This window comes from Cyanobacterium aponinum PCC 10605, from assembly GCF_000317675.1.
In the GTDB taxonomy this organism is placed as follows: domain Bacteria; phylum Cyanobacteriota; class Cyanobacteriia; order Cyanobacteriales; family Cyanobacteriaceae; genus PCC-10605.
This window is the reverse complement of record NC_019776.1, coordinates 3,125,565-3,147,407: the sequence shown is the minus strand read 5'-3', so window position 1 is coordinate 3,147,407 and position 21,843 is coordinate 3,125,565. Positions and strand designations below refer to the sequence as shown.

Here is a 21,843-nt window from a genome sequence, read left to right as displayed (position 1 = left end):
AAACTTTTCAATTTTTCTTTAACCTAACACCTGCCACCTGCTACCTGACACCTTTTTTAAGCAATAATTTATCATAACTACTGTAGAAGAGCCAGAAAGATTAAATATTGATGAGAGAAATAGATCAAAAACTAATTGTAATTTGTGGAGCGACAGCATCAGGTAAATCCGCTCTAGCCCTTGAAATAGCCCAAAAACTAGACACATTGATTATTAGTGCCGACTCTCGCCAAGTATATCGTGATTTCGACATTGGTACAGCCAAACCCTCCCCCTTAGAACAAAAATTAGTACCCCACTATTTAATTGATATTTGTCATCCCCAAGAAGTATTGACCGTTGCTCAGTATCAAGGTTATGCTCAAGATATAATCGAAAAATCGAGGTCTATTCCTTTAATGGTAGGAGGTACAGGATTATATATTAAATCCGTTACTAAAGGGTTAAAAATACCTCCTGTTGCCCCTCAAGCAAAATTGCGATCGCAGCTTGAAACCTATAGTCAACAAGAAAGATACGCTTTTTTACAAAAAATTGACCCCATTTCCTGCGAAAAAATACATCCCAATGACGATACAAGGACAATTAGAGCATTAGAGGTATATTATGTCACGGGAAAGACCATATCTGCCCAACAGGGAGAAAATCCCCCATCTTACCCAATTTTACATCTAGGCTTACACTGTGAAAGAGAGTTTTTGCGCCAAAGAATCGCCACCCGCACCAAAAAAATGCTAGAAATGGGTTTAGTAGAAGAAACAGAATTCTTAATTAGTAAATATGATATTGATTTACCCTTATTAAATACTTTAGGATATGCAGAAATTAAACAATATTTGCAAGGAGAAATTAGTTTATCAGAAGCACAAGATTTAATTATTACCCACACCTGTCAATTTGCGAAAAGACAACAAACTTGGTTTAATGGCTACCCTGAAATAGTCTGGTTAGATGTAAGTTCCTCTCAATTAGTACCAAATGCTTGGGAAAAAATCTATCAATTTATCCATAAAAAATATTAAATTTATTAAAAAATTCTCAGAATCATGAATTTTAAACTACCCAGTGAAACTGAAACCAGATTAACATTAGCAGATAAATTTTGGTCAGATTTTCGTCTTAATAATCAACCTATTAAAAATGTTGTTTATTCCAGTCAAGAAATAGTTAGTAATCATGATTTTGATGTTGTTATTTGTGGTGGCACTCTTGGTATCTTTTTAGCCACAACTTTACAGCAAAAAGGTTATAAAGTAGCAATTATTGAAAAAAATATTTTACAAGGTAGAGAACAAGAATGGAATATTTCTCGCTCTGAGTTAGAATCACTATTAGAATTAGATTTATTAACTTCTCAAGAATTAGAAAAGATTATTTTTACTGAATATAATCCTGCCAGAATTGGTTTTTATAAAGGTTATGAATTATGGGTCAAAAATATTCTAAATGTAGGGGTTAGTCCAAAATTATTGATTGCAAAAATCAAAGAAAAATTTATATCTTTAGACGGAGTTATCTTAGAAAATACCGCATTTAATTCAGCTCAAATAAATGATAATGGAGTAGAAATAAAAACAGATAAAAACTCCTTAAAAACAAGACTATTAATTGATAGTATGGGGCATTTTTCTCCCATTGTTAAACAGATAAGAAACGGAGAAAAACCCGATGGAGTTTGTTTAGTTGTCGGTAGTTGTGGAAAAGGATTTAAACAGAATGAAACAGGAGATTTAATTTATTCTTTTACTCCGATTATTAATCAATGTCAATATTTCTGGGAGGCTTTTCCTGCTAAGGATGGACGCACAACCTATCTTTTTACCTATGTGGATGCTAACCCTGAAAGAATTAGCCTAAAAAACTTAATGACGGAATATTTAAGATTACTGCCCGAATATCAACAAATAGAATTAGATAATCTCGATTTTCAACGGTTTTTATTTGGTTTTTTCCCCGCTTACCGTCAAAGTCCTTTAAAAATGCCTTGGGATAGAATTATAGCGGTGGGGGATAGTAGTGGTATGCAATCTCCTGTCAGTTTTGGTGGTTTTGGGGCGATGATGCGTCATTTACCTCGTTTAAGTTTAGCCATTGATGAAGCCTTAAAAGGAGATTATTTAACCCGTGAGGATTTAGCTTTAATTCAGCCTTATCAACCAAATATTTCTGTTACTTGGTTATTTCAAAAAACTATGAGTGTGCCTATTGATAAGCAACCCCAACCTAATCAAATCAACGATTTAATGAGCGGTGTTTTTCGGGTAATGGATAAATTAGGTGACGATGTGCTAAAGCCTTTTTTACAAGATGTGGTGCAGTTTTCGGGCTTAACAAAGACTTTACCGCTAGTTAATCCGATGTTAGTTTTACCTTTACTTCCTCAAGTGGGTTTACCCATTTTAGCTGATTGGCTCAAACATTATCTTAGTCTTGGAGTTTACACGGGTTTATATCCTTTCGCTAAGGGTTTTATTGGTTTCTCTGAAAAATTTTCTCCTCGACAACAGTATTACTATCATCGTTATTTGGAATTGTTGCAATATGGAAGCGGCGATCGCTAAAATTTATTAAGGATTGAAAAGAGGAAGACTTATTTAACCTCAGTTCGGTTTAAGAATATTGGGTAAGGGTAGGTTTCAGGTTTCAGGTTTCAGGTGTTAGGGTTTGCCTTTGCTTCTTGCCCTTTTCGCCATCATTCATAGATGAAAATTTATTCCGAACTCAGTTAAAAAAGGGGTTTTACCCCCTTGCGTTTTAGCCTCTGAAGTTAAGAATTTTGTTTGTTGAGAACTTTTTGGAATTGTGCGATCGCAGCAGCACCAATATTAAATAATGCCCAACCTGCGGCAACTCCAAGGGGTAATAATACGATTAACACTCTCCAGTCCATTTTTTTATTCTCCAGTTTTTATCTTCTTAATTTATGTAAAAGATAATAACATTTGTTGAGCATTTGTTTGATGTTGTCTGGGGTAGTTTTTCCCCTACAACCATGATTAAATCAATTGATTCTCGTTGATGGCGAATAGTGACGCTCCATACACTTGCTTACGCAGAGTGTAGGCTTCAAGCGGAAATTATCCTTCTTGAACTTCCATCGTGGTACTCCTTCTTTCCCACTACGGCGTTTTTTAGTGAGGTACACGTCCAGCCCCACTTTTTAGTCATTATAACACGTCACTGGCGATTCATGAGGGGCAGTGAGCGGAACTATTTCCGCTCTTTAAAAGCCCCGTCCCACGCTTGTTTAATTTTTTTGTCGAAAACTAAGCGTGGGGCTTCTCGCCGATTAAGCTAACTAAGTAGCCGCTTCAAAAGCAATGCCCTCTTCTACAAAATTGGGGAAATTCTGAAGAATACTTTGTCTTTCACTATCACCAACAAAAAGGTAAGTACCGGGTACATCAGTATTTTGGAAACGATAAAAAGGAGTGGCTTGATTTGAACCTGCACCAAAGGCATAAAAAGCGACTCCTTCTTCGATAAAGTTGGGGAAATTCTGACGAATATTTTGACTTTCTTGCTCCCCTGCAAATAAATATGTACCGGGGCGATCGCTGTTTTGAAAACGGTTAAAACGAATTAAGTTATCTTGAGGGTTTTCCGCCACAGAAAAAGCAAATCCTTCTTCCACAAAGTTGGGGAAATTCTGACGAATATTTTGACTTTCTTGCTCCCCTGCAAATAAATATGTGCCGGGTTGACTGGTATTTTGAAAGCGATTTAAAGGGATATTGAGAGTATTACTAGCATCAGGAGTTAGAATTTGACCATAAGGGTTAAAACTATTGTTATTTCCTGCATCAGCGACAACTACTGCTTTATTATTAGTCCCTACTGCTATGGCGGAGTTAGTTTCTTGATTGCCCTCAACGTCAAAAGTGGCACTATCTCCTAGAGGTTCACCGTTACTGTTAAACTGACGATATTTCACACTGTTAGAACTTTCATCGGTGTAACTAATGAGGATACTACCATCAGGAGCGAGATCCACATCAGGATTGTTTTGATTACCTAAAGAGCTATCAACAATAATTTCCATGCTGTCTAAAGCCGTACCATCAGAATTAAAGCGCCTGAAATGAATATCTGTGTCGTTTTCTCCAAATTCATGAGTCCAAGCAATGACAAAGTCTCCCTGAGAGTCGATAGCAATGGAAGATTGGGTTTGATTTTTGTCTCGGTTAGCTTCTGATACTGCATTAATTTCTGCTCCCAATTGATTACCGTCATTACCAAAACGGCGGAAGAAAATAGTATCATTACCATTAAAATCAACGGTATAACTAACTACTCCCACTAAATCTGTATTAGGGTTATTATTATTTGCAATGGGAACAGAGGCGATCGCACTTTCTGATTCATTACTAAAGCTAGAAGAAATAGGAATATCATCAGTTATAGGGCTTCCATCAGCATTAAAAAGCCGACCTCGAATATCAGAATCATCGGCTTCAAACTGGTGAGTCCAAACAACGGAAAAATCACCCTCTGAATCAATAGCCACTTGAGGAAAAGATTGAAGTTTATTTTGCTCAAAAGTAGCAACTAAAATCTCATTGCCCACTTGATTAATACCATCAGAAGTAATGTTAAAACGACGGGCAAAAATATCATCATTCCTCGAATAAGCTACCACAAAGAAACCGTCAGGAGCAACAGCGATGGACGGATTAAACTCACTACCTACGTCACTAGAAATAAAAATCTCAGATTCGGGAAAAGGTATTTCAGCACCACTAGGATCAAAAACTGTTCCTCGAATGTCAAAATCATTAATATCATTATTAAAAGGTTCTTGCCAAACTACGACAAAGTTTCCATTGCTGTCAATACCAATATCTGGACGACTAAAAGCATTAGCAGTAATAGTGTTATCGTTAACTTTAAAAGGAGAATTAAAGGGTGCAAACAAAACCATGTTTATTTCTCTCGCTAAATCTGTGTATATCATTACAGATTCATCATAGGATTTATTTGTTCCTTAACAAGAGATAATTCCACTGGTTGTAAACTTACTTTACTATCACCTAAGTTTGATGCAAGAATTAAGAAAAAGTTTATAGTGAATTCTTTTGGGTTTCTGTCATCTTGATTTTGAGAATAACGACTCAAATCATTGCTAATAACTTGATGTTTATTGAGCTTATATTGAGCTACGGTTACTTGATTGTTATTGTCGGTTTTAGGCTCAATTTCCTTCCATTTCTGCTAAATAGGTTAAACAGCGAAATTTCAAAGCCATTAAATTATCGTAAACAGGATTTAGTTTGCAAAGAGGTGGGATTGTTAAAATTGTACGATTAAAAATAGTTATTTTTCTTGCGAAAGGACATTCAGCAGGAATTAAATTGTTAATACGGTGAGCAGTAACACTGTCAGTAATTTCAATATTATCCAACCAACTTCTTAGAGGTAAGAGCAAATCTATTTTGTGCCATTTAAACTCAAATTTAGGTAAATGCCATCTACTTTTTAAAGATAAATCCTGAGAATAACTTATTTGATTTTGTAAAACTATTTCAGAAAAAAGATAATCGACAACACCCATTATTTTCATCCTCAATTAAATAGAAAGAATGTAGCTTAGTTCTCCATTTTTTTGACTTTATATTGATCAAAATAGTTCCAACAAATTTGAACAAGGGATTAGTAAATTATTGTTTGAATAGACATCTCCAATAATAGACATTTTAAGGGCTGAAGCCCTTACTACGAGCCAACGAAAAATAATTTATGGAGAGGTCTAATGTAATTTTCTTAGTTTTTGCAATATTTCCCTAAATAATTCACTTTTATATTAACTCTATCGGAAAATTTAATCAATAAAAGCTGATTTGCTACTAACTAAAAATTAAATTAATCTTTAGTCAGAAAATGTAACTTTTGATACCTAATGTACTTTTATGCTTTAATTAAATTCTAACATTATTGATCCTAGAAAAAATGAATGGTTTTCTTAACTTAAATAAACCTCAAAATTTTACCTCTCACGATTGTGTTGCTAAATTAAGAAAAATTCTCAAGACAAAAAAAATTGGTCATGGTGGTACTTTAGACCCCTTAGCTACAGGAGTTTTACCCATTGCTGTTGGCAAAGCGACTCGTTTATTACAGTTTTTACCATCAGAAAAAGCCTATAAAGCCAGAATAAAATTCGGTATTCAAACAACTACGGATGATTTGGAAGGGGAAATAATTAGACAACAAGAGGTTAAAGATTTAACTCTGGCGAAAATTATGGATATATTACCTGAATTTATCGGAGAAATTGACCAAATTCCTCCCGCTTATAGTGCTATAAAAAAGGACGGTAAAAAACTATATGATTTAGCAAGAAAAGGGGCAGTTATTGATATACCAATAAGAAAGGTTTTTATTAATAAAATAGAGATTTTAAACTGGCAAGAAAGCGATTATCCAGAATTAGATTTAAAGATTGTTTGTGGTGGTGGTACTTACATAAGAGCGATCGCACGAGATTTAGGGGAAAAAATAGGAACAGGGGCAACCTTAGCTAATTTGCAAAGAACTTTAAGTTGTGGGATGACATTAGAAAATAGTTTAACTTTTGAGGATGTAATCAATCAAAAAACAGAAGAAAAACTATCTTTAATTAATTTAGATTTTCCTTTGCAAAATATGCCGAAAATATATTTAAACGAAGAAGAAAGTAAAAATTGGTTACTAGGACAAAAAATTAGTAAAATCACGGAAGCAAATTATCAATTTTATTGTACTTATAATCACAAAAACCAATTTATTGGTATTAGTGAACAAAGAGAAACTATTGAAACAAATATAAAACCCAAAATCGTTATTTACCCAAATTTGTAATATAATTTTTTCATAATGATCGAAATTATCAAAAAAAGGCTTTAGCCCTAATACTAAATATTAAAAATTTTTCTTTGTGAAACAAGCATCTTACTTGTGTTTTTCTCCTTCATTTCTGATAAACTTAGCTACGGAAATAACTGATAACTAAATCAAAATCGAGATATTACAGATGAAATTGAGCGAACAAATCCAAGATCAAGAAATACGTTTAAATATAGCCCAAGATTGCGTAGAATTAATGGAAGCTCAAGTAGAAGCAAAAACTGGTGTTACTGGTATTCTTTTTAAGACTCTTTATAAAGGAATTAAAAGTATTAGTCCAAACTATGCCCAAAAAGCAATATTTGGTTTGATTCCCCCCATTTCTCAGGCAATTAATCCTTTATGGGATGAAGGAATTGAAAAAGGAAATCCTGTCACTTACTTACAAAGTAATCCGACATTAACAGCTAATACCATTTTAAGTGTGACAGATGGGCGAATTCAGAAAACTGCAAATAAAATTATTAAGGTTTCCTACGAAAAAATTCGTAATTCTTTACAAGATGAAATTGAACAGGTAGTTCCGCAATTAGCTGAAATATTAGGTAAATATGCTAATAAATAGTGCTTTTCTACAATTGAATAGTGTTTACAGCAAAATAAAAGCTAAAAGTTTAAAAATTGTTATTTAACACTCCGAACCCTCATCCGATGTTCTTAAACCGAACTAACGTTAAATATATTTATTCACCCCTACCACCTGCAACCTGCAACCTGACACCTAACACCTAACCTTATCGGATATTCTTAAACCGAACTGAGGTTATAATAATTAGTGTGACTATCAAAGATAATCAAACGGCGATGAGAGAGAAAAAAATCTGGTTGTATGACACAACTTTAAGGGATGGAGCGCAAAGGGAGGGTATATCTTTATCATTAACAGACAAAATTAAAATAGTTCACAAACTTGATGAAATGGGGATTCCCTTCATTGAGGGAGGATGGCCCGGAGCGAATCCTAAGGATGTTCAGTTTTTCTGGCAGTTAAAAGAAACTCCTCTTAAACAAGCTCAGATAGTAGCTTTTTGCTCCACTCGTCGCCCCCATCAATCTTGTGACAACGATCCGATGCTTAAGGCTATTTTAGCGGCAAATACTCACTGGGTGACAATTTTTGGTAAGTCTTGGGATTTACACGTTACCGAGGGCTTAAAAACTAGTCTTGAAGAAAATCTTGCCATGATTGAAGAAACTGTTGCTTTTCTTGTGTCTCAGGGAAGAAAGGTAATTTATGATGCTGAGCATTGGTTCGATGGTTATCAAGCTAATCCAGATTATGCGATCGCAACTTTAAAATCTGCCATAAAAGGTGGTGCTAAATGGTTAGTTTTCTGCGATACGAATGGTGGCACTTTACCCCATGAAATTAGTCGTATTGTCTCGGAAGTGGTGAGTAAATTAAACCTGAACTTAGAGGAAGAAGAAGGAGTTAAATTAGGTATTCACACTCATAATGATAGCGGTACGGCGGTAGCAAATGCGATCGCATCTGTATTGGAAGGAGTAACGATGGTACAGGGTACTATTAACGGTTATGGCGAAAGGTGTGGTAACGCCAACCTATGTACACTTATTCCCAATTTACAGCTAAAATTAGGCTACCAATGCTTAGAAAAAGAAGATTTAACCCAACTAGCCCCTAATAGTCGTTATATTAGCGAAATCGTTAATTTAGCACCAGATGATCATGCTCCCTTCGTCGGAAAGTCTGCCTTTGCCCATAAAGGAGGAATCCATGTTTCTGCTGTTGCTAAAAATCCTTTAACCTATGAACATATAGAACCTGAATTAGTGGGTAATGAACGTAAAATCGTCATTTCTGATCAAGCTGGTTTAAGTAACGTCATTGCTAAAGCGAAAAGTCTGGGCATCACCCTTGATAAAAATGATCCCACTTGTCGAGAAATCTTGCAAAAATTAAAAAATCTTGAACATCAAGGCTATCAATTTGAAGGGGCAGAAGCAAGTTTTGAATTACTAATTTTATCCGCTTTGAAACAGAGAAAAAAACTGTTTTCCATTAAGGGTTTTCAAGTTCACTGTGATATTTTAGCCTCAGAAAAAAATAATTGTAGTAATGCCCTAGCCACTATTAAAGTTTTAGTGGATGAAAAAGAGTTATTAGAAGTAGCAGAAGGAAATGGCCCTGTGTCTGCCTTGGATCACGCTTTGAGAAAGGCTTTAGTCCAGTTTTATCCCGAAATAGGTCAATTTCATCTAACAGACTACAAAGTGAGGATTCTTGATAGTACAGCAGGAACAGACGCAAAAACAAGAGTATTAGTAGAATCAAGCAATGGGGAAAGCCGATGGACAACGGTAGGAGTGTCCACGAATATTATTGATGCTTCTTATCAGGCTGTGGTCGAGGGCATAGAATATGGTATCTTACTCACTAAAGCGGAAATTAGTCCCATTTCTGTTGGTAATTAGTAATGATTTTGCTATTAGCTATAGGGAGGTATTAAAATTGTTTTTTGGCTGCTTATTCTTAAATTTCTCCATTTCAACCTTTGTTTTTTCTCCATTACCAATTCTTAATTATTAATTTCTCCAACTTTTATTATTTTTATAACCAAACTTTTGATTATCCATGACATCTTTACCAGAAAGCACATTAACCCGATTACAACGTATTCCTCAAGTTCCCAGTGTGTGGGAGGGCGATCGGCTCCCCATTCTTGGTATGATGGACAATTTAGAACCAGAAATAGCAGAGAATAGCGATTGTATTATTTGGTTAGATGGTTCAGAGGGCTTTGTGCGTTCCATGGATATTGTTAGAGCAACCATTGGACCTGAAGCAGTGGTGAGGGCATTATTAAAAGCAATGGAAAATCCCCACAACCCAGCACAACCGGCACGACCTCAAAAAATTATTGTGAAAGATCGGGAATTACAATTTTTTTTGCGCGGTGTATTACAGGATTTAGATATTAAAGTTGACTATCAACCAGAGTTACCTTTATTAGATGAATTATGGGTTAATTTTCAGAATAATAAACCCCAGTCAAATACCCATATTTCTCGGAAATTAATTTCTGCCTTAGAAGATGTGGCATTATCTTTGATTTGGAAACAGCAACCATGGCAATTTTTGTCAGAAGAAGAAATAATCAGAATTGATATTAATCAATGGAATATTGACAGTCTTTATGCTTGTGTAATGGGAATGTTGGGACAAGAATTTGGTATTATTCTTTATCGTTCCCTTGATTCTTTAAAGAGTTTTCGTCAGAGGGTGATAGATTTAAGCGAATCAGAGGAAGAAGGGGAGTTAGAAAGTACTTTTTTACAACAGGATTGTTGGTTTCTTAACTTTAATGAGGAGGAAATAGAAACATCTTCTTTTCAGTGGCATAAAAGAGATAATGATGTTTCCGCTATTTTTGGTAGTATTCATCCTTATGAGGGTATTCGCTCTTTAAAAGAGGAAGAGGAGATTTACCCTATTTATGTGGCGTTGAAGTCTTTAGGTTTATTTATTCAAGATAATGAGGAGTTTTTAATTCTCGATGAAGTTGACTTATTGAAAAATGAGTATATTATTGATTTGCCTCTTGAGGATGATTCCATTAAAGTTTCTGTTTCTACCATGCCAGAGTTGACGGAGGAGTTAGAAAGCGCTTTTGATGATGATGATGACGATGATTATCTATATGACGATGACGATGAAGATGAAGACGAAGATTTCCCTATTTATGATGATTTAATTCCTGCAGGTACTTTAGTTTCCTTCTTAGAAATTGAAGGAGATTTTCTTCGTTTCTTTGATGATAAGTCTTTTAGTTGTATTCACAAAGATGCGGGTTGCACAGTACTTCCCGAAGGAATCGCATCCATACAAAAAAAAGTTTCTGATCAAGGTTTTCCCGCCATAATTTTACAAACAACCAGACCAAAAGCGAAAGAATTAATCAATAATCTTCAAGAAGAAGAAGGTGTTTTGCAAATAACATTTGGACAAGGTTATGATCCCTACGAAGATGAAAGTTATGAATTAGGTATATTAGAAACAGGAGACAATAACCATTATATTTTTGCACAATTTCCTCAATATAGCGGTCAAAAAGGAGAAAAAAATTGGTCTTTGATTATTGAAAATTGGATCAAAAAAGTAGCTCAATTTGACGGCTATTGCGGTATTCTAATTGCTATGGGTTCAACTGGTGCTTCTCGTGGCAATCCTCAACCAAAAGACTTATTACACTTATTCTATTGTCGTTTCACTTCAGCAGAATCCCTCGGTTTAAAAAGACTAATCATGTCTCTTGAATAAATTTCCATCGGAAATGAAGCATAGTTAACGGTTAATTCCTAATAGCTAATTCCTAATTGAAATCGCCTTATTTTCTAAATATAAGCTAAGACGTATTTAACTTAAATTTTTATCAATTTGTGAAAATGACTCAAAGTTTTAGCTCTTCCCTACCATCACCATTGTACTTAAATATACTCCTAGCTTATCAATATCTTTAACCTCATAATGATTGCCTCTTTAAAAAAATATATTTGGTTAATTTGCCTTATTTGTGTCTTTGTTATCGGAGTAGAAAGTAATCTTGCTCAAACTCCCATCTATGACACAGAAAGTATTTTTCACCCCATTACTGCCCGTAGTGGTATGGTGTCAAGCCAAGAAAAATTAGCTACTCAAGCAGGTTTAGAAGTATTGCAACAAGGAGGCAATGCTGTTGATGCGGCGGTGACAGTGGGATTCGCTTTAGCCGTAACCTTACCTCGTGCAGGAAATATTGGCGGTGGCGGTTTTATGATGATTCATTTTGCTGATAATAACCAAAATATTGCCCTAGACTATCGAGAAAAAGCCCCTCTAAAAGCAACAAAAAATATGTTTCTCGATGACAAAGGAGAAGTGGATAGTAATAAATCTCGCTTTAGTCACTTGGCTGTAGGAGTACCGGGTACAGTTGCAGGACTTACTTTTGCTTTGGAAAAATATGGCACAATTAGCTTAAAAAGGGCTTTACAACCGGCTATTGAATTGGCAGAAAAGGGTTTTCCTGTTACTCAAGATTTTTATGACTCTCTTTTATTTTCTCGTCCGTATTTAGAAAGAAACCCCGCTAGTCAGGAAATATATTTTCCTAATGGTAATCCCCCTCCTATTGGCTCAACATTTCAACAACCACAATTAGCGAAAACTTTAAAATTAATTGCGAAGGAAGGAAAAAAGGCTTTTTATGAAGGAGAAATTGCCAGAAATATAGTTCAAGAAATGAGTAAGAATGGTGGCCTAATTACTTTAGAAGATTTAATGAGCTATGAACCTAAAATAAGACAACCAATTCAAGGAGAGTATTTAGGTTATCAAATTTATTCGATGCCTCCCCCAAGTTCAGGGGGTGTTCATTTAATACAAATGTTGAATATTTTAAAAGGTTTTGATTTAAAAAATTTAGGGCATAATACTGCTGATACTATTCATTTAATGGCAGAAACCATGAAATTAGCTTATGCCGATCGCAGCTTATATTTAGGAGATCCTGATTTTGTTGATGTTCCTATTCAAGGTTTAATATCTCAAGAATATGCAGATTTTTTAAGAGAAAAAATAGATAAAAATCAAGCAATTCCTAGTAATAAAATTAAACCAAATCATCCTTTTAATTTTCGAGAAAGTCATGAAACAACCCATTATTCTATTGTTGATCAGTATGGCAATGCAGTGGCAAATACTTATACTTTAAATTTTAGCTATGGTACAGGAATAACAGTGCCTAATAGTGGTTTTTTACTTAATAATGAGATGGATGATTTTGTCGCTAAACCCAACACTCCCAATGCTTACGGCTTAACAGGAGGAGAATATAATGCGATCGCACCTGAAAAAAGAATGCTGAGTTCTATGACTCCTACTATTATTACTAAAGATGGAGAAGTCTTTTTGGTAACTGGTAGCCCCGGAGGAAGTAGAATTATCACCACAGTTTTACAAATAATTATCAACGTTCTTGAATTTAACCTCAATATCGCTGAAGCAACTGTTTCCCCCCGTTTCCATCATCAATGGTTGCCCGATGAATTATTACTAGAAAAAGGCATCAATCAAGATACTCGACAAATATTAGCCAAAAAAGGACATAACTTAAAAGACAGTCGAGCAATGGGTAGCACTCAAAGTATAATGAAACAGGATAAATTTCTATATGGTTTTTCCGATCCTCGTAGGAGAGAAGCCCTAACCCTCGGATTTTAATTGGGACTATTTGTCTCAATATTTGAGTAGTCATCTTAGTTCCAGATTTTAAGATGCAATAAGTTTGTTGATTAAGATATTCTAGGAAGTAGCCAAAATAAGACTATTGCTTAATTTCTATAATATCTATGGATACTAAAACATTTAAACGTACTCTACAGCAATCCGATAATTACCATCGTAAGGGATTTGGACATCAAGAAGAAGTTACCTTAACTCTCAATCAAGAATATCAAAGTAATTTAATTCAAACTATCCGTCAAAATAATTATCAAATTACCCAAGGAAATGTCACTATTCGTTTAGCAGAAGCCTTTGGTTTTTGTTGGGGGGTAGAAAGAGCAGTAGCTATGGCATATGAAACTCGTACTCATTTCCCTACAGAAAAAATTTGGATTACCAATGAAATTATACATAATCCTTCAGTAAATAAACGTTTAAGGGAGATGAATGTAGATTTTATTCCTGTTGATAATGGTGTTAAAGATTTCTCTGTTGTCAACCCCAAAGAAGTGGTTATTTTACCTGCTTTTGGTGCAAGTGTTAGTGAAATGCAACTATTAAATGATAAAGGATGTACTATTGTTGACACAACCTGCCCTTGGGTGTCTAAGGTTTGGAATTCGGTGGAAAAACACAAGAAAAAAGAATATACCTCAATTATTCACGGTAAATATAAACACGAAGAAACCGTCGCTACCAGTTCTTTTGCAGGTACTTATTTAGTAGTTTTAAATATGAAAGAAGCCCAATATGTTTGTAATTATATTCTCAATGGGGGGGATAAACTCGAATTTTTGAATAAGTTTAAAAATGCCTATTCTGAAGGATTTGATCCCGATGTGGATTTGGTTAGAGTTGGTATTGCTAATCAAACTACCATGTTGAAAAGTGAGACAGAAGCCATTGGCAAGTTGTTTGAACAAACAATGATTAAAAAATATAATCCTGCCGAGTTAAATCAGCATTTCATGAGCTTTAATACTATTTGTGATGCTACTCAGGAAAGACAAGATGCAATGTTAGATTTGGTAGAAGAAAAACTTGATTTAATGGTGGTTATTGGTGGTTTCAATTCTTCTAATACTACTCATCTTCAAGAAATTGCCATAGAAAACCAGATTCCTTCTTATCATATCGATAGTTGCGATCGCATCTTAGAAGGTAATAGAATAGAATATAAACCCTTAGACAAAGACTTAGAGATTCAGGAAAACTGGCTACCAGAGGGAAAAATTACCGTGGGAATAACTTCGGGCGCATCCACCCCTGATAAAGTAGTAGAAGATGTGATCGAGAAAATATTTGCATTAAAATCCCATTAAACAAATTTTTGAATTTTGATTAGTTTGGTGGATTATTTCCACTCCATAAACAGTAACGAAAGTGTTAGGTGTAGCACCAATTATGATCGAATTAGGAGAAAATAACCATTGTCATCTATAACAATTGAGTCACAAAAAGAAGTAATGTCGGGTTTCCGTGCTTTATCCGATACCATTAGAATTAAAGTGTTAGAGTTATTAAGCACCAGAGAATTATGTGTGTGTGAAATCTCCGAAGTTTTGGATATTAGTCAGTCTAAATTATCTTTTCACTTAAAAACTTTACGAGAAGCAAATTTAGTTAATAGCCGTCAACAGGGAAAATGGACTTACTATAGTCTTAACTTATCTCAATTAGTGGCTTTAGAACAATATCTAGCCGATTTTAGACGTAACACTGTTTTACTTCCCACTCGTCTTTGTGAATAGAGTTAGAGTCATTCCTAATTACTCGGTGATAACAGTATTTGCTCTTTTCTGGTTTGTGCCATTTCTAACAAAGAATCAGCAAATGCGATCGCATCTTCTGCGGAATGTCCTCCCGTTAACTCTGCCAATTCATCACGACGATGGATTTCTTCTTCTAAATGTCGTACTTGTACAATAGTTCTTAAATCCTTACCATCAGACGATTGTTGCAATTGTTTTTCCACCCGAAAATGATGATCTGCCATAGCGGCGACTAAGGGTTGATGGGTGACACATAACACCTGATGATGATGACTTAATTTGTGCAACTTATCAGCTATAGCCTGTGCCACTTTCCCCGAAACCCCCGTATCAATTTCATCAAAAATTAGGGTTTTATCATCCCTTTGAGCCTCAGAAAAGCAAGATTTTAAAGCCAAGAGAAAACGACTCATTTCTCCCCCCGAAGCAGTCATCGCTAAAGGTTGTAAATCTTCCCCCGGGTTAGGACTAAAATAGAACTCTACTTGATCAGCTCCCCAATAGTTAGGATTAATAGGTGTCACCCGACATTGAAACTGTACTTTTGCCATGCCTAGAGGCTTTAATTCTTGGGTTAATTGGGTTTCTAGGTTTTTTGAAGCCTTCGTCCTCAAATCCGTTAATTTAGCACATAAATCGAGCATTTTTTGCTCACTAGCAAGGTATTTTTGTTCTAGCTCCTCAATAGACTGACTATTATCCGTTAATTCGGTCAACTCTTTTTGTAAATTATGGTAATAATCAATTACTTCTCCCAAATTTGAGCCATATTTACGACAAATACGCTTTAAAAGCCTAATTCTTTCTTCTATCTCCTCTAATCGCTCTGGATCTGCTTCTAAACTCGATCCATAACTATAAATTTGTTGTCCTGCCTCCACTACCTGATTTAAGGCTTCCTGCACCATTTCTAGTATGCTCCCCAATTCTTTGTCATAATTAACCATATCTCCGATAATAGATTGAGCTTTACCCAAAATATCCGCTACAGCCTGACTTTCATCTGATTCACTTTGATATAGTAATTGATAGGCTTGATAACTCAATTGTTGCAGTTCTACTACATGAGTGAGGCGATCGCTCTCTATTTCCAACTGTTCCAACTCATCAGCCGATTCCAAATGTACTGCACTTAATTCCTTAATTTGATGTTGTATTAAATCAAGACGTTGAAGGCGTTGTTGCTCCCACTGACGACGAGTTTCAAGAGCTTCTAAGGCTTTTTGAGCTTTAGCAAAGGCTTGAGACACTAATTGCCTTTGTTTACCCAATTTTTCCCCCCCATAAGCATCTAATAAATCTCTCTGAGTCGTCACAGACAATAATTGCCCTGTTTCTCCTTGGGCTGTCACTTCCAGAAGTCGGTCTCGTAATTGATTAATTACAGTTTTATTAATTACCACTCCATTTATCCGACAACGAGAGCGAAAATTATCTTTACTCATACTCAATTCTCGGCCACAAATCACCGTACCATCATGGAAAGATTCTATTTCCTGAGCCTCCAACCAATCCTCTAACAACGGGGATGAATAAAATGTCGCTTCAACAATAGCTTTTTTTGCACCAGTGCGAATCATCCTCTGATTAGCTTTTCCCCCTAAAACCACATCAATAGCATCGAGGATAATTGATTTCCCCGCACCAGTTTCTCCTGTTAAAACATTTAACCCCTTACCAAACTCTAATTCTATATGATCTACCAATGCAAAATTATCAATGCGAATAGTTATCAGCATTCATTTCCTAACTACACATCAAATATATGCCATGATATATTATTTCTGGTGATTGTGGCTAAGAAAAAGGTTTCAGGTTGCAGGTTTCAGGTGTCAGGTAGCAGATATTAGGTGTTTTTAATTGTTAATTATTACTCTTATCTTAACTCCGAACCCCTAACTCTGTACCGCTTTGCGGAACGAGCGCAGCGAACTCTCCGAACTCAAATTATTACCTTGTCTTAATTACTAATTACTAATTACTAATTCCTAATTACTACTTGTTAGTTATGATTTGTCGCAAAAATTTCCCTGATTAACCAGTAATTTGCATACCTATTTAAAACCACTTTAATAGCATCATTCATACTAACTTCTAAATCATTTTGATTAATGTCCAAAATCATTTTATAAATTGATTCAAAAATAACTCTTGCTTCTTTATCTACTACCATAAATTGACCATTACTTGTGTAATTTAATTGTTCTATTCTATTCCTACCTCCTGTAGCAGTTATTTCTCCTTCTTTTTCATCTCTTAATAAATAGAATTTAGTCTGAGGAGAAGAAACAACTAATTCATTGAAATTCCTGATTCTATTGGTAAAAGCTGAACCACCAATATTGAGAAAACCAACTGCTAATTTAATCTTGTCTTTAATAATTAATAAATTTGAAGGAAGTACTCTATTTCCTAAAGTTAAATGGTCTAATTCTATCCTTGAATCATAACTTTTAAATGCTTCCATAATTGTTACTAATTTTCCATATTCATCATCATCGGTAATAATGTTAGGTTTGTCATATTTTTGAGAAATTAATTGCTCATTTTCTTCAAAATAATTTAAAACTATTTTTTCTTGAGATAGTTTATTATTTTTCGTTACTTTTATTTTCTCATCATTAGGCTTTGTTGATTCCGTTTTGTTGATCTCAAAATCAAATATTATATCTTCTTGTTTCTCGTTATCTAATCCATTATTATTAATATTCTTATGTGTTTCTATATTTAATTGTTTTTCGTTATTATGATTTAATAAGGGTTGACAAATAAGAGCAATTTGTGTTAAGGCATTTTCTAAACTTACTAATCTTTCTTCTACAGAAGCCTTGTTAATACGAGGTAATTCTTCAGGTAAGGGTAAATTTAACACTCGATAATGGTAATAATCTGAGGCTTTATTAATTACTTTTCTGATAGAAGATTGTTTTAAAATAATTTGTAAATCTTCAGGCTTAAATAACTCCTCTAAAGTTGTGCCAACTCTTTCGCATTTCATGGCTAACATTTTTTTTAATTCACCTGTCGAAGGAGTTTGTAAAATTAGTTGGTTAATAGATAGTCTGTCAATGGTAGAATCGTCAAAATATCCCTGAAAACTTTGCCATCGATCTGGAAAAAGATTAACTACAATTAACGAGTTAGGAACATGGGTTATAATTTCCCTTAAAGCATTACCAAAACTGGTTAAAATGTCGGGTTTATGTATGAGATATTCTAATTGATCAAAGATAATAATTAATGGTTCATCTAGGGTGGATAGTTGCCCAAATAAACGGATTCCTTCTAAGGCAAAATCTTCTTTACTTAGGTTATCTTCTTGCCAATTATTTAAGCCTATTTCTTCACAAATTTGACTGTCTAATTCGTTTCCTGTTAACCATCTCCTGACTTTATCTTTGGTTTTTATATCTTTATAGCTACAATATTTAATGATACCTTTAAGAATATTAGGAGCGTAACCACTAGCGGAATAATTATTTTCCCACCACTGAGTTATTTTTGTTTCTATATATTTCCAATTATCCCTATTTCTTTGGGTATTTTCTCCTCCTAAACGTTCATATAAAATTAGGCTATCATCTTGTAAAAGTTGAATTATTTGCTCTAATTTTTGGGTTTTATCCTCCTGCTGAATTGTTTTTAAAATATTGACAAAAACATGAGCTAAAAGTAAGTCTAATTGAGTGCGCTGAGTGCCTTCGATGTCAACTTTTTGGGCAAAACTTTCTAGTATTCTTGAGTAAATATGGTGCATCACAGAGTTAGGATTATTCGGTTGACGCACATATAAGAGGCGATTGGTTTTTAAGGTGGCTTTGGCTAGGCGCATCATCAGGTGAGTTTTTCCGCTTCCTGCTTCCCCCAGTATCAATGCGCCTCGACTTTGTTGGTTTTCTTTATCTTGTTTAATTTCTTCTACTAAGGATTTTAGATGATAAAATTGGCTTTTGTATATATGTTCAAAGTCTAAATGATTTTGATAAGGGTCATCTACACGACTGCTACTAAAGGGATTTTTAACAGAGGGTGTTGTCACAATTTTTTCTACTCTCATCGCTGGTTTATCTTCTATTCGGGGGTGAGAAGTTAAGTATAAATATAATTGTAAGGTAAATTGTGCATCATAGCGAGCGCGATGGGCTTGAACTCTTTTAAAATAAAGATTGTCAACTTGCAGAAAGAATCTACGGCTGAGATTGCCTAGTTGATAACTGTCGAAGTTGGGGTATTTTTGTTGTGCTAATTCAAGGGTGCAAATAAATTGTGCTTGAGGTAATTGTTGTCGGCATTTATAAAAACTCTTATCAAGAATGGCGCGATCGTGCTGTACATTATGACAGATAATGGTTTGGTTAGGTAAGATGTTTTGTAAGTCTCTGACTATTTCTGTTAGAGGTTTGTGATTTAGTCTTTTTGTTGTACTGCCTCTTGTTCTAACAAAGGCTTCATAAATTAGCTTTCCGTCTTGGTTGATAATGGCTATTTCTCTGAGGGTGTCACTTCCTTCGGTATCGATGACAATAAAATTCATTATAATTACAAAATTGCGAACTTATATTAATTTACCTGAGTTCGAGCTTCTTAAATCGGAAAACTTTACTCACTTGTGAAAGAAAGATTGAACAAGAGTTAGACAATGTTAGTATTTAAGTTATTTGTAGCGTTTATAGCGTTTGTGCTAAATTAATAATTATTGGCTTATTGAAAGAATTGTCATGGTAATAAAACTGACTGCATCTGAGGAAATAAAAGAAGTTGCTCAAAATCTTTTGAATCATAAATTTAAAATAAACGTATTAAAGTTAGAAGAACATGAAACAGTTAATATCCCCGTTGATTTGGCTAATTTCGTCGAACAAATAATTCGTGAGGTTGCGGAAGGTAACTCCATAACTTTAGTATCTAATCATCAAGAAATTTCTACCACAGAAGCATCGGAAATATTAGAGGTTAGTCGTCAGCATTTAATTGAATTACTAGAATCAGGGGAATTGCCAATACCGTTTCGTCGAGTCGGAAAACACCGTAGATTAAGGGCGGAAGATGTTATTAATTATAAGAACAAAATTGATGAACAAAGGCTAAAAACACTGGAAGAATTAGCTAAACAAGCTCAAGAATTAAAATTGGGTTATGAATAAAATTGAGAGCATTTTTTGTCACAGAAAAGTAACTGCGGTACTTTTTCCTGCTCAACTGAGAGATATTTTTATGCACTTGGCATTAAAAGGGGTGTTTCGTCCAAGATGGAGTGATGAAATTCATAATGAGTGGATTCGTGCTGTTTTGCAAAATCGACCTGATTCGACTAATGAACAATTACAAAGGACTCGATTTTTAATGGATTCTAATGTTATCGGTTGCCTAATCAAAGGCAGATGTAATTGTTACATTTAATCTTAAAGATTTTCCTGAGCAAGAATTAAATAATTTTAATATTATTGCTTTACATCCTGATATTTTTCTTGAGCAATTATTGATACATAATACAGCAAAATTTATTGATGCAATGGAAGAACAAATAAAAATGTTAAAAAATCCTCCTATTTCTAAGAAAGAATTTGTGAAAATTTTGCAAAACAGTAAATTACCCCAGACAGCTACTAGACTAAATCAAAAAAAGTTTTGAGATTATTTGTTATCCCCTGCCCATTAAAGTCATAAATATTCTCTAGTAAATCTTAACTATTTCTCCAAAGGGAAATTTATCCATATCTAATCCCCCCGGCACAACTACCCATAAAACGGGTAAACTTGGTTTATCTCTGGGAAAATCTCCATAACCGTCTGTTAAATAAACACAAACTCCTTGTAAACATAAGTCTCTGGTTTTTTCTACTTGTTCAAAAAAGGGAATAAATGATGTGCCACCACCGCCAATGGGTTTGGGAATGTCATCGTTAGCTTTTAGTTCATAACCTCCATAAATGTTGGCATCGGCATAGTATAATTGGCATTGGAGATGAGGATATGCTCCTAATATTCCCTGTAGTTCACTACAAAATAAATTCATCTGATGATCTGATATTGAACCGCTAGTATCAATGCAAACATATACTTGCACTGATTCCCCTGCTAAAGTATCTAAATATAAACCATGAGAGATAAAACGGCGATCGAACCCTTGAAAATCCGTCGGAGTTTGCACTAAATACCGCCAAAGATAAGTACGCCAATCGATTTGTGCTGATTGTAATTCTTTGAACTGCCTTTCCATCCCTGCTGGTAATTTACCTTGATTACTGGTTCGAGCAACGATATTCGCTTGTTGCATGGCATTCTGCCAATAGGCTTTTAATTCCCCTTGTTTATGTTCTTGGATTGAACCTGTTAATTCTACCTCTAAATTAATATCATTGTTTGCTAAAAATTTGTCTTTACTTCGAGTCTGATTACCATTTTTAGGTGATTTATCGATGGTTTCCTGCTGATTATTAGCAGATTTATTAGTGGTTTCTGCTTGATTATTCTCCTCGTTGTCAGAATCATAAAGAGGTTGATTAAGTAAATCTGGCATTAACAGACTAGGTTTAGATTCATTGGGTTGTTGTAAGAGTAATTCGTAAATCTCCTCAACGCTTTTAGTTTCCCATTCAGGTTTACGGATTCCATTGGGGGGTAATTCATAATTTTTATCCTCAGCGATTAAACCGTTAACCACTATATCACAAGCAATATTCCATAACTGACATTCTCGATGGTGTCGGCGAATAGTATGCAATAAAGCCATGTGCAAGATTTCATGTAAAATTAAACCATCTTGTTGTGCCTTCGGTAAAGAAATCAAATATTCGGGATGATAAAAAACTGTTTTACCATCTGTAGCGGCGGTATCAATGGCATAACTAGCTTTAAACTGGGCAAATAGGGCTAAAGTAGCAAAAAAGGGGGATTTTACCCTCATTCTTAATCTGCTATGACTAATTAATTGTTCACTTTGCTCGATCTCACTCATAATAG

General features: G+C 34.7%; 18 protein-coding genes. 12 read left to right on the top strand and 6 right to left on the bottom strand.

What is annotated here, in order from left to right; genetic code table 11:
• Window positions 1-119 precede the first annotated feature (119 nt).
• Window positions 120-1,022, top strand: a complete 903-nt coding sequence (gene miaA / locus CYAN10605_RS13150) for a tRNA (adenosine(37)-N6)-dimethylallyltransferase MiaA (RefSeq protein WP_041922891.1) — start codon at window positions 120-122, stop codon at window positions 1,020-1,022.
• Between the two features lie 24 nt (window positions 1,023-1,046).
• Window positions 1,047-2,561: an NAD(P)/FAD-dependent oxidoreductase gene (locus CYAN10605_RS13145; RefSeq protein WP_015220438.1), complete on the top strand. Its 1,515-nt coding sequence runs from the start codon at window positions 1,047-1,049 to the stop codon at window positions 2,559-2,561.
• A 206-nt stretch (window positions 2,562-2,767) separates the two neighbouring features.
• Here CYAN10605_RS13145 and CYAN10605_RS13140 read toward each other — a convergent pair whose 3' ends face one another.
• From CYAN10605_RS13140 to CYAN10605_RS13130, 3 genes are all read right to left on the bottom strand, one after another.
• Window positions 2,768-2,890 (bottom strand): photosystem II protein Y, encoded by a 123-nt coding sequence (locus CYAN10605_RS13140; protein WP_015220437.1) that lies wholly within the window; start codon window positions 2,888-2,890, stop codon window positions 2,768-2,770.
• A gap of 408 nt (window positions 2,891-3,298) precedes the next feature.
• Window positions 3,299-4,954, bottom strand: a complete 1,656-nt coding sequence (locus CYAN10605_RS17935) for an NHL repeat-containing protein (protein ID WP_015220436.1) — start codon at window positions 4,952-4,954, stop codon at window positions 3,299-3,301.
• A 237-nt stretch (window positions 4,955-5,191) separates the two neighbouring features.
• Window positions 5,192-5,551 carry a Mo-dependent nitrogenase C-terminal domain-containing protein gene (locus tag CYAN10605_RS13130; protein WP_015220435.1) on the bottom strand — a complete coding sequence of 120 codons (360 nt, stop codon included), beginning with the start codon at window positions 5,549-5,551 and terminating at the stop codon, window positions 5,192-5,194.
• A gap of 395 nt (window positions 5,552-5,946) precedes the next feature.
• On the opposite strand from CYAN10605_RS13130, the gene truB reads away from it, so the two are divergent.
• The 7 genes from truB to CYAN10605_RS13095 all read left to right on the top strand — a co-directional run bounded on the left by truB (window position 5,947) and on the right by CYAN10605_RS13095 (window position 14,859).
• Complete coding sequence (truB, locus tag CYAN10605_RS13125) at window positions 5,947-6,837, top strand: tRNA pseudouridine(55) synthase TruB (protein ID WP_015220434.1); 891 nt, start codon at window positions 5,947-5,949, stop codon at window positions 6,835-6,837.
• 172 nt (window positions 6,838-7,009) lie between these two features.
• Entirely contained in the window at window positions 7,010-7,447 is a 438-nt protein-coding gene (locus tag CYAN10605_RS13120; protein ID WP_015220433.1) for a DUF6918 family protein, read from the top strand.
• Between the two features lie 239 nt (window positions 7,448-7,686).
• Entirely contained in the window at window positions 7,687-9,318 is a 1,632-nt protein-coding gene (gene cimA / locus CYAN10605_RS13115) for a citramalate synthase (protein ID WP_041922889.1), read from the top strand.
• A gap of 160 nt (window positions 9,319-9,478) precedes the next feature.
• Window positions 9,479-11,164, top strand: a complete 1,686-nt coding sequence (locus CYAN10605_RS13110) for a DUF6930 domain-containing protein (RefSeq protein WP_015220431.1) — start codon at window positions 9,479-9,481, stop codon at window positions 11,162-11,164.
• A gap of 207 nt (window positions 11,165-11,371) precedes the next feature.
• Window positions 11,372-13,105 (top strand): gamma-glutamyltransferase, encoded by a 1,734-nt coding sequence (gene ggt, locus CYAN10605_RS13105; RefSeq protein WP_015220430.1) that lies wholly within the window; start codon window positions 11,372-11,374, stop codon window positions 13,103-13,105.
• Window positions 13,106-13,233: 128 nt separating this feature from the next.
• Window positions 13,234-14,430 (top strand): 4-hydroxy-3-methylbut-2-enyl diphosphate reductase, encoded by a 1,197-nt coding sequence (locus tag CYAN10605_RS13100; protein ID WP_015220429.1) that lies wholly within the window; start codon window positions 13,234-13,236, stop codon window positions 14,428-14,430.
• A gap of 144 nt (window positions 14,431-14,574) precedes the next feature.
• A complete protein-coding gene (locus CYAN10605_RS13095; protein ID WP_051018150.1) occupies window positions 14,575-14,859 on the top strand; it encodes an ArsR/SmtB family transcription factor in 285 nt (94 codons plus the stop codon).
• Between the two features lie 14 nt (window positions 14,860-14,873).
• Here CYAN10605_RS13095 and recN read toward each other — a convergent pair whose 3' ends face one another.
• Window positions 14,874-16,619, bottom strand: coding sequence for a DNA repair protein RecN (recN, locus tag CYAN10605_RS13090; protein WP_015220427.1), 1,746 nt, complete (start codon window positions 16,617-16,619; stop codon window positions 14,874-14,876).
• A 263-nt stretch (window positions 16,620-16,882) separates the two neighbouring features.
• Entirely contained in the window at window positions 16,883-19,414 is a 2,532-nt protein-coding gene (locus CYAN10605_RS13085) for an exonuclease domain-containing protein (protein WP_015220426.1), read from the bottom strand.
• 184 nt (window positions 19,415-19,598) lie between these two features.
• On the opposite strand from CYAN10605_RS13085, the gene CYAN10605_RS13080 reads away from it, so the two are divergent.
• The 3 genes from CYAN10605_RS13080 (at window position 19,599) to CYAN10605_RS19500 (ending at window position 20,512) form a co-directional block, all read left to right on the top strand.
• Window positions 19,599-20,024, top strand: coding sequence for a helix-turn-helix domain-containing protein (locus CYAN10605_RS13080; protein ID WP_015220425.1), 426 nt, complete (start codon window positions 19,599-19,601; stop codon window positions 20,022-20,024).
• Complete coding sequence (locus CYAN10605_RS19180; RefSeq protein WP_051018148.1) at window positions 20,017-20,280, top strand: hypothetical protein; 264 nt, start codon at window positions 20,017-20,019, stop codon at window positions 20,278-20,280. The genes CYAN10605_RS13080 and CYAN10605_RS19180 overlap by 8 nt, the downstream gene beginning before the upstream one ends.
• A gap of 112 nt (window positions 20,281-20,392) precedes the next feature.
• Window positions 20,393-20,512: a VapC50 family PIN domain-containing toxin gene (locus tag CYAN10605_RS19500; protein WP_502688800.1), complete on the top strand. Its 120-nt coding sequence runs from the start codon at window positions 20,393-20,395 to the stop codon at window positions 20,510-20,512.
• Between the two features lie 42 nt (window positions 20,513-20,554).
• On the opposite strand, the gene CYAN10605_RS13070 is transcribed toward CYAN10605_RS19500, so the two are convergent.
• Window positions 20,555-21,838 carry a vWA domain-containing protein gene (locus CYAN10605_RS13070; RefSeq protein ID WP_015220424.1) on the bottom strand — a complete coding sequence of 428 codons (1,284 nt, stop codon included), beginning with the start codon at window positions 21,836-21,838 and terminating at the stop codon, window positions 20,555-20,557.
• Window positions 21,839-21,843 lie beyond the last annotated feature (5 nt).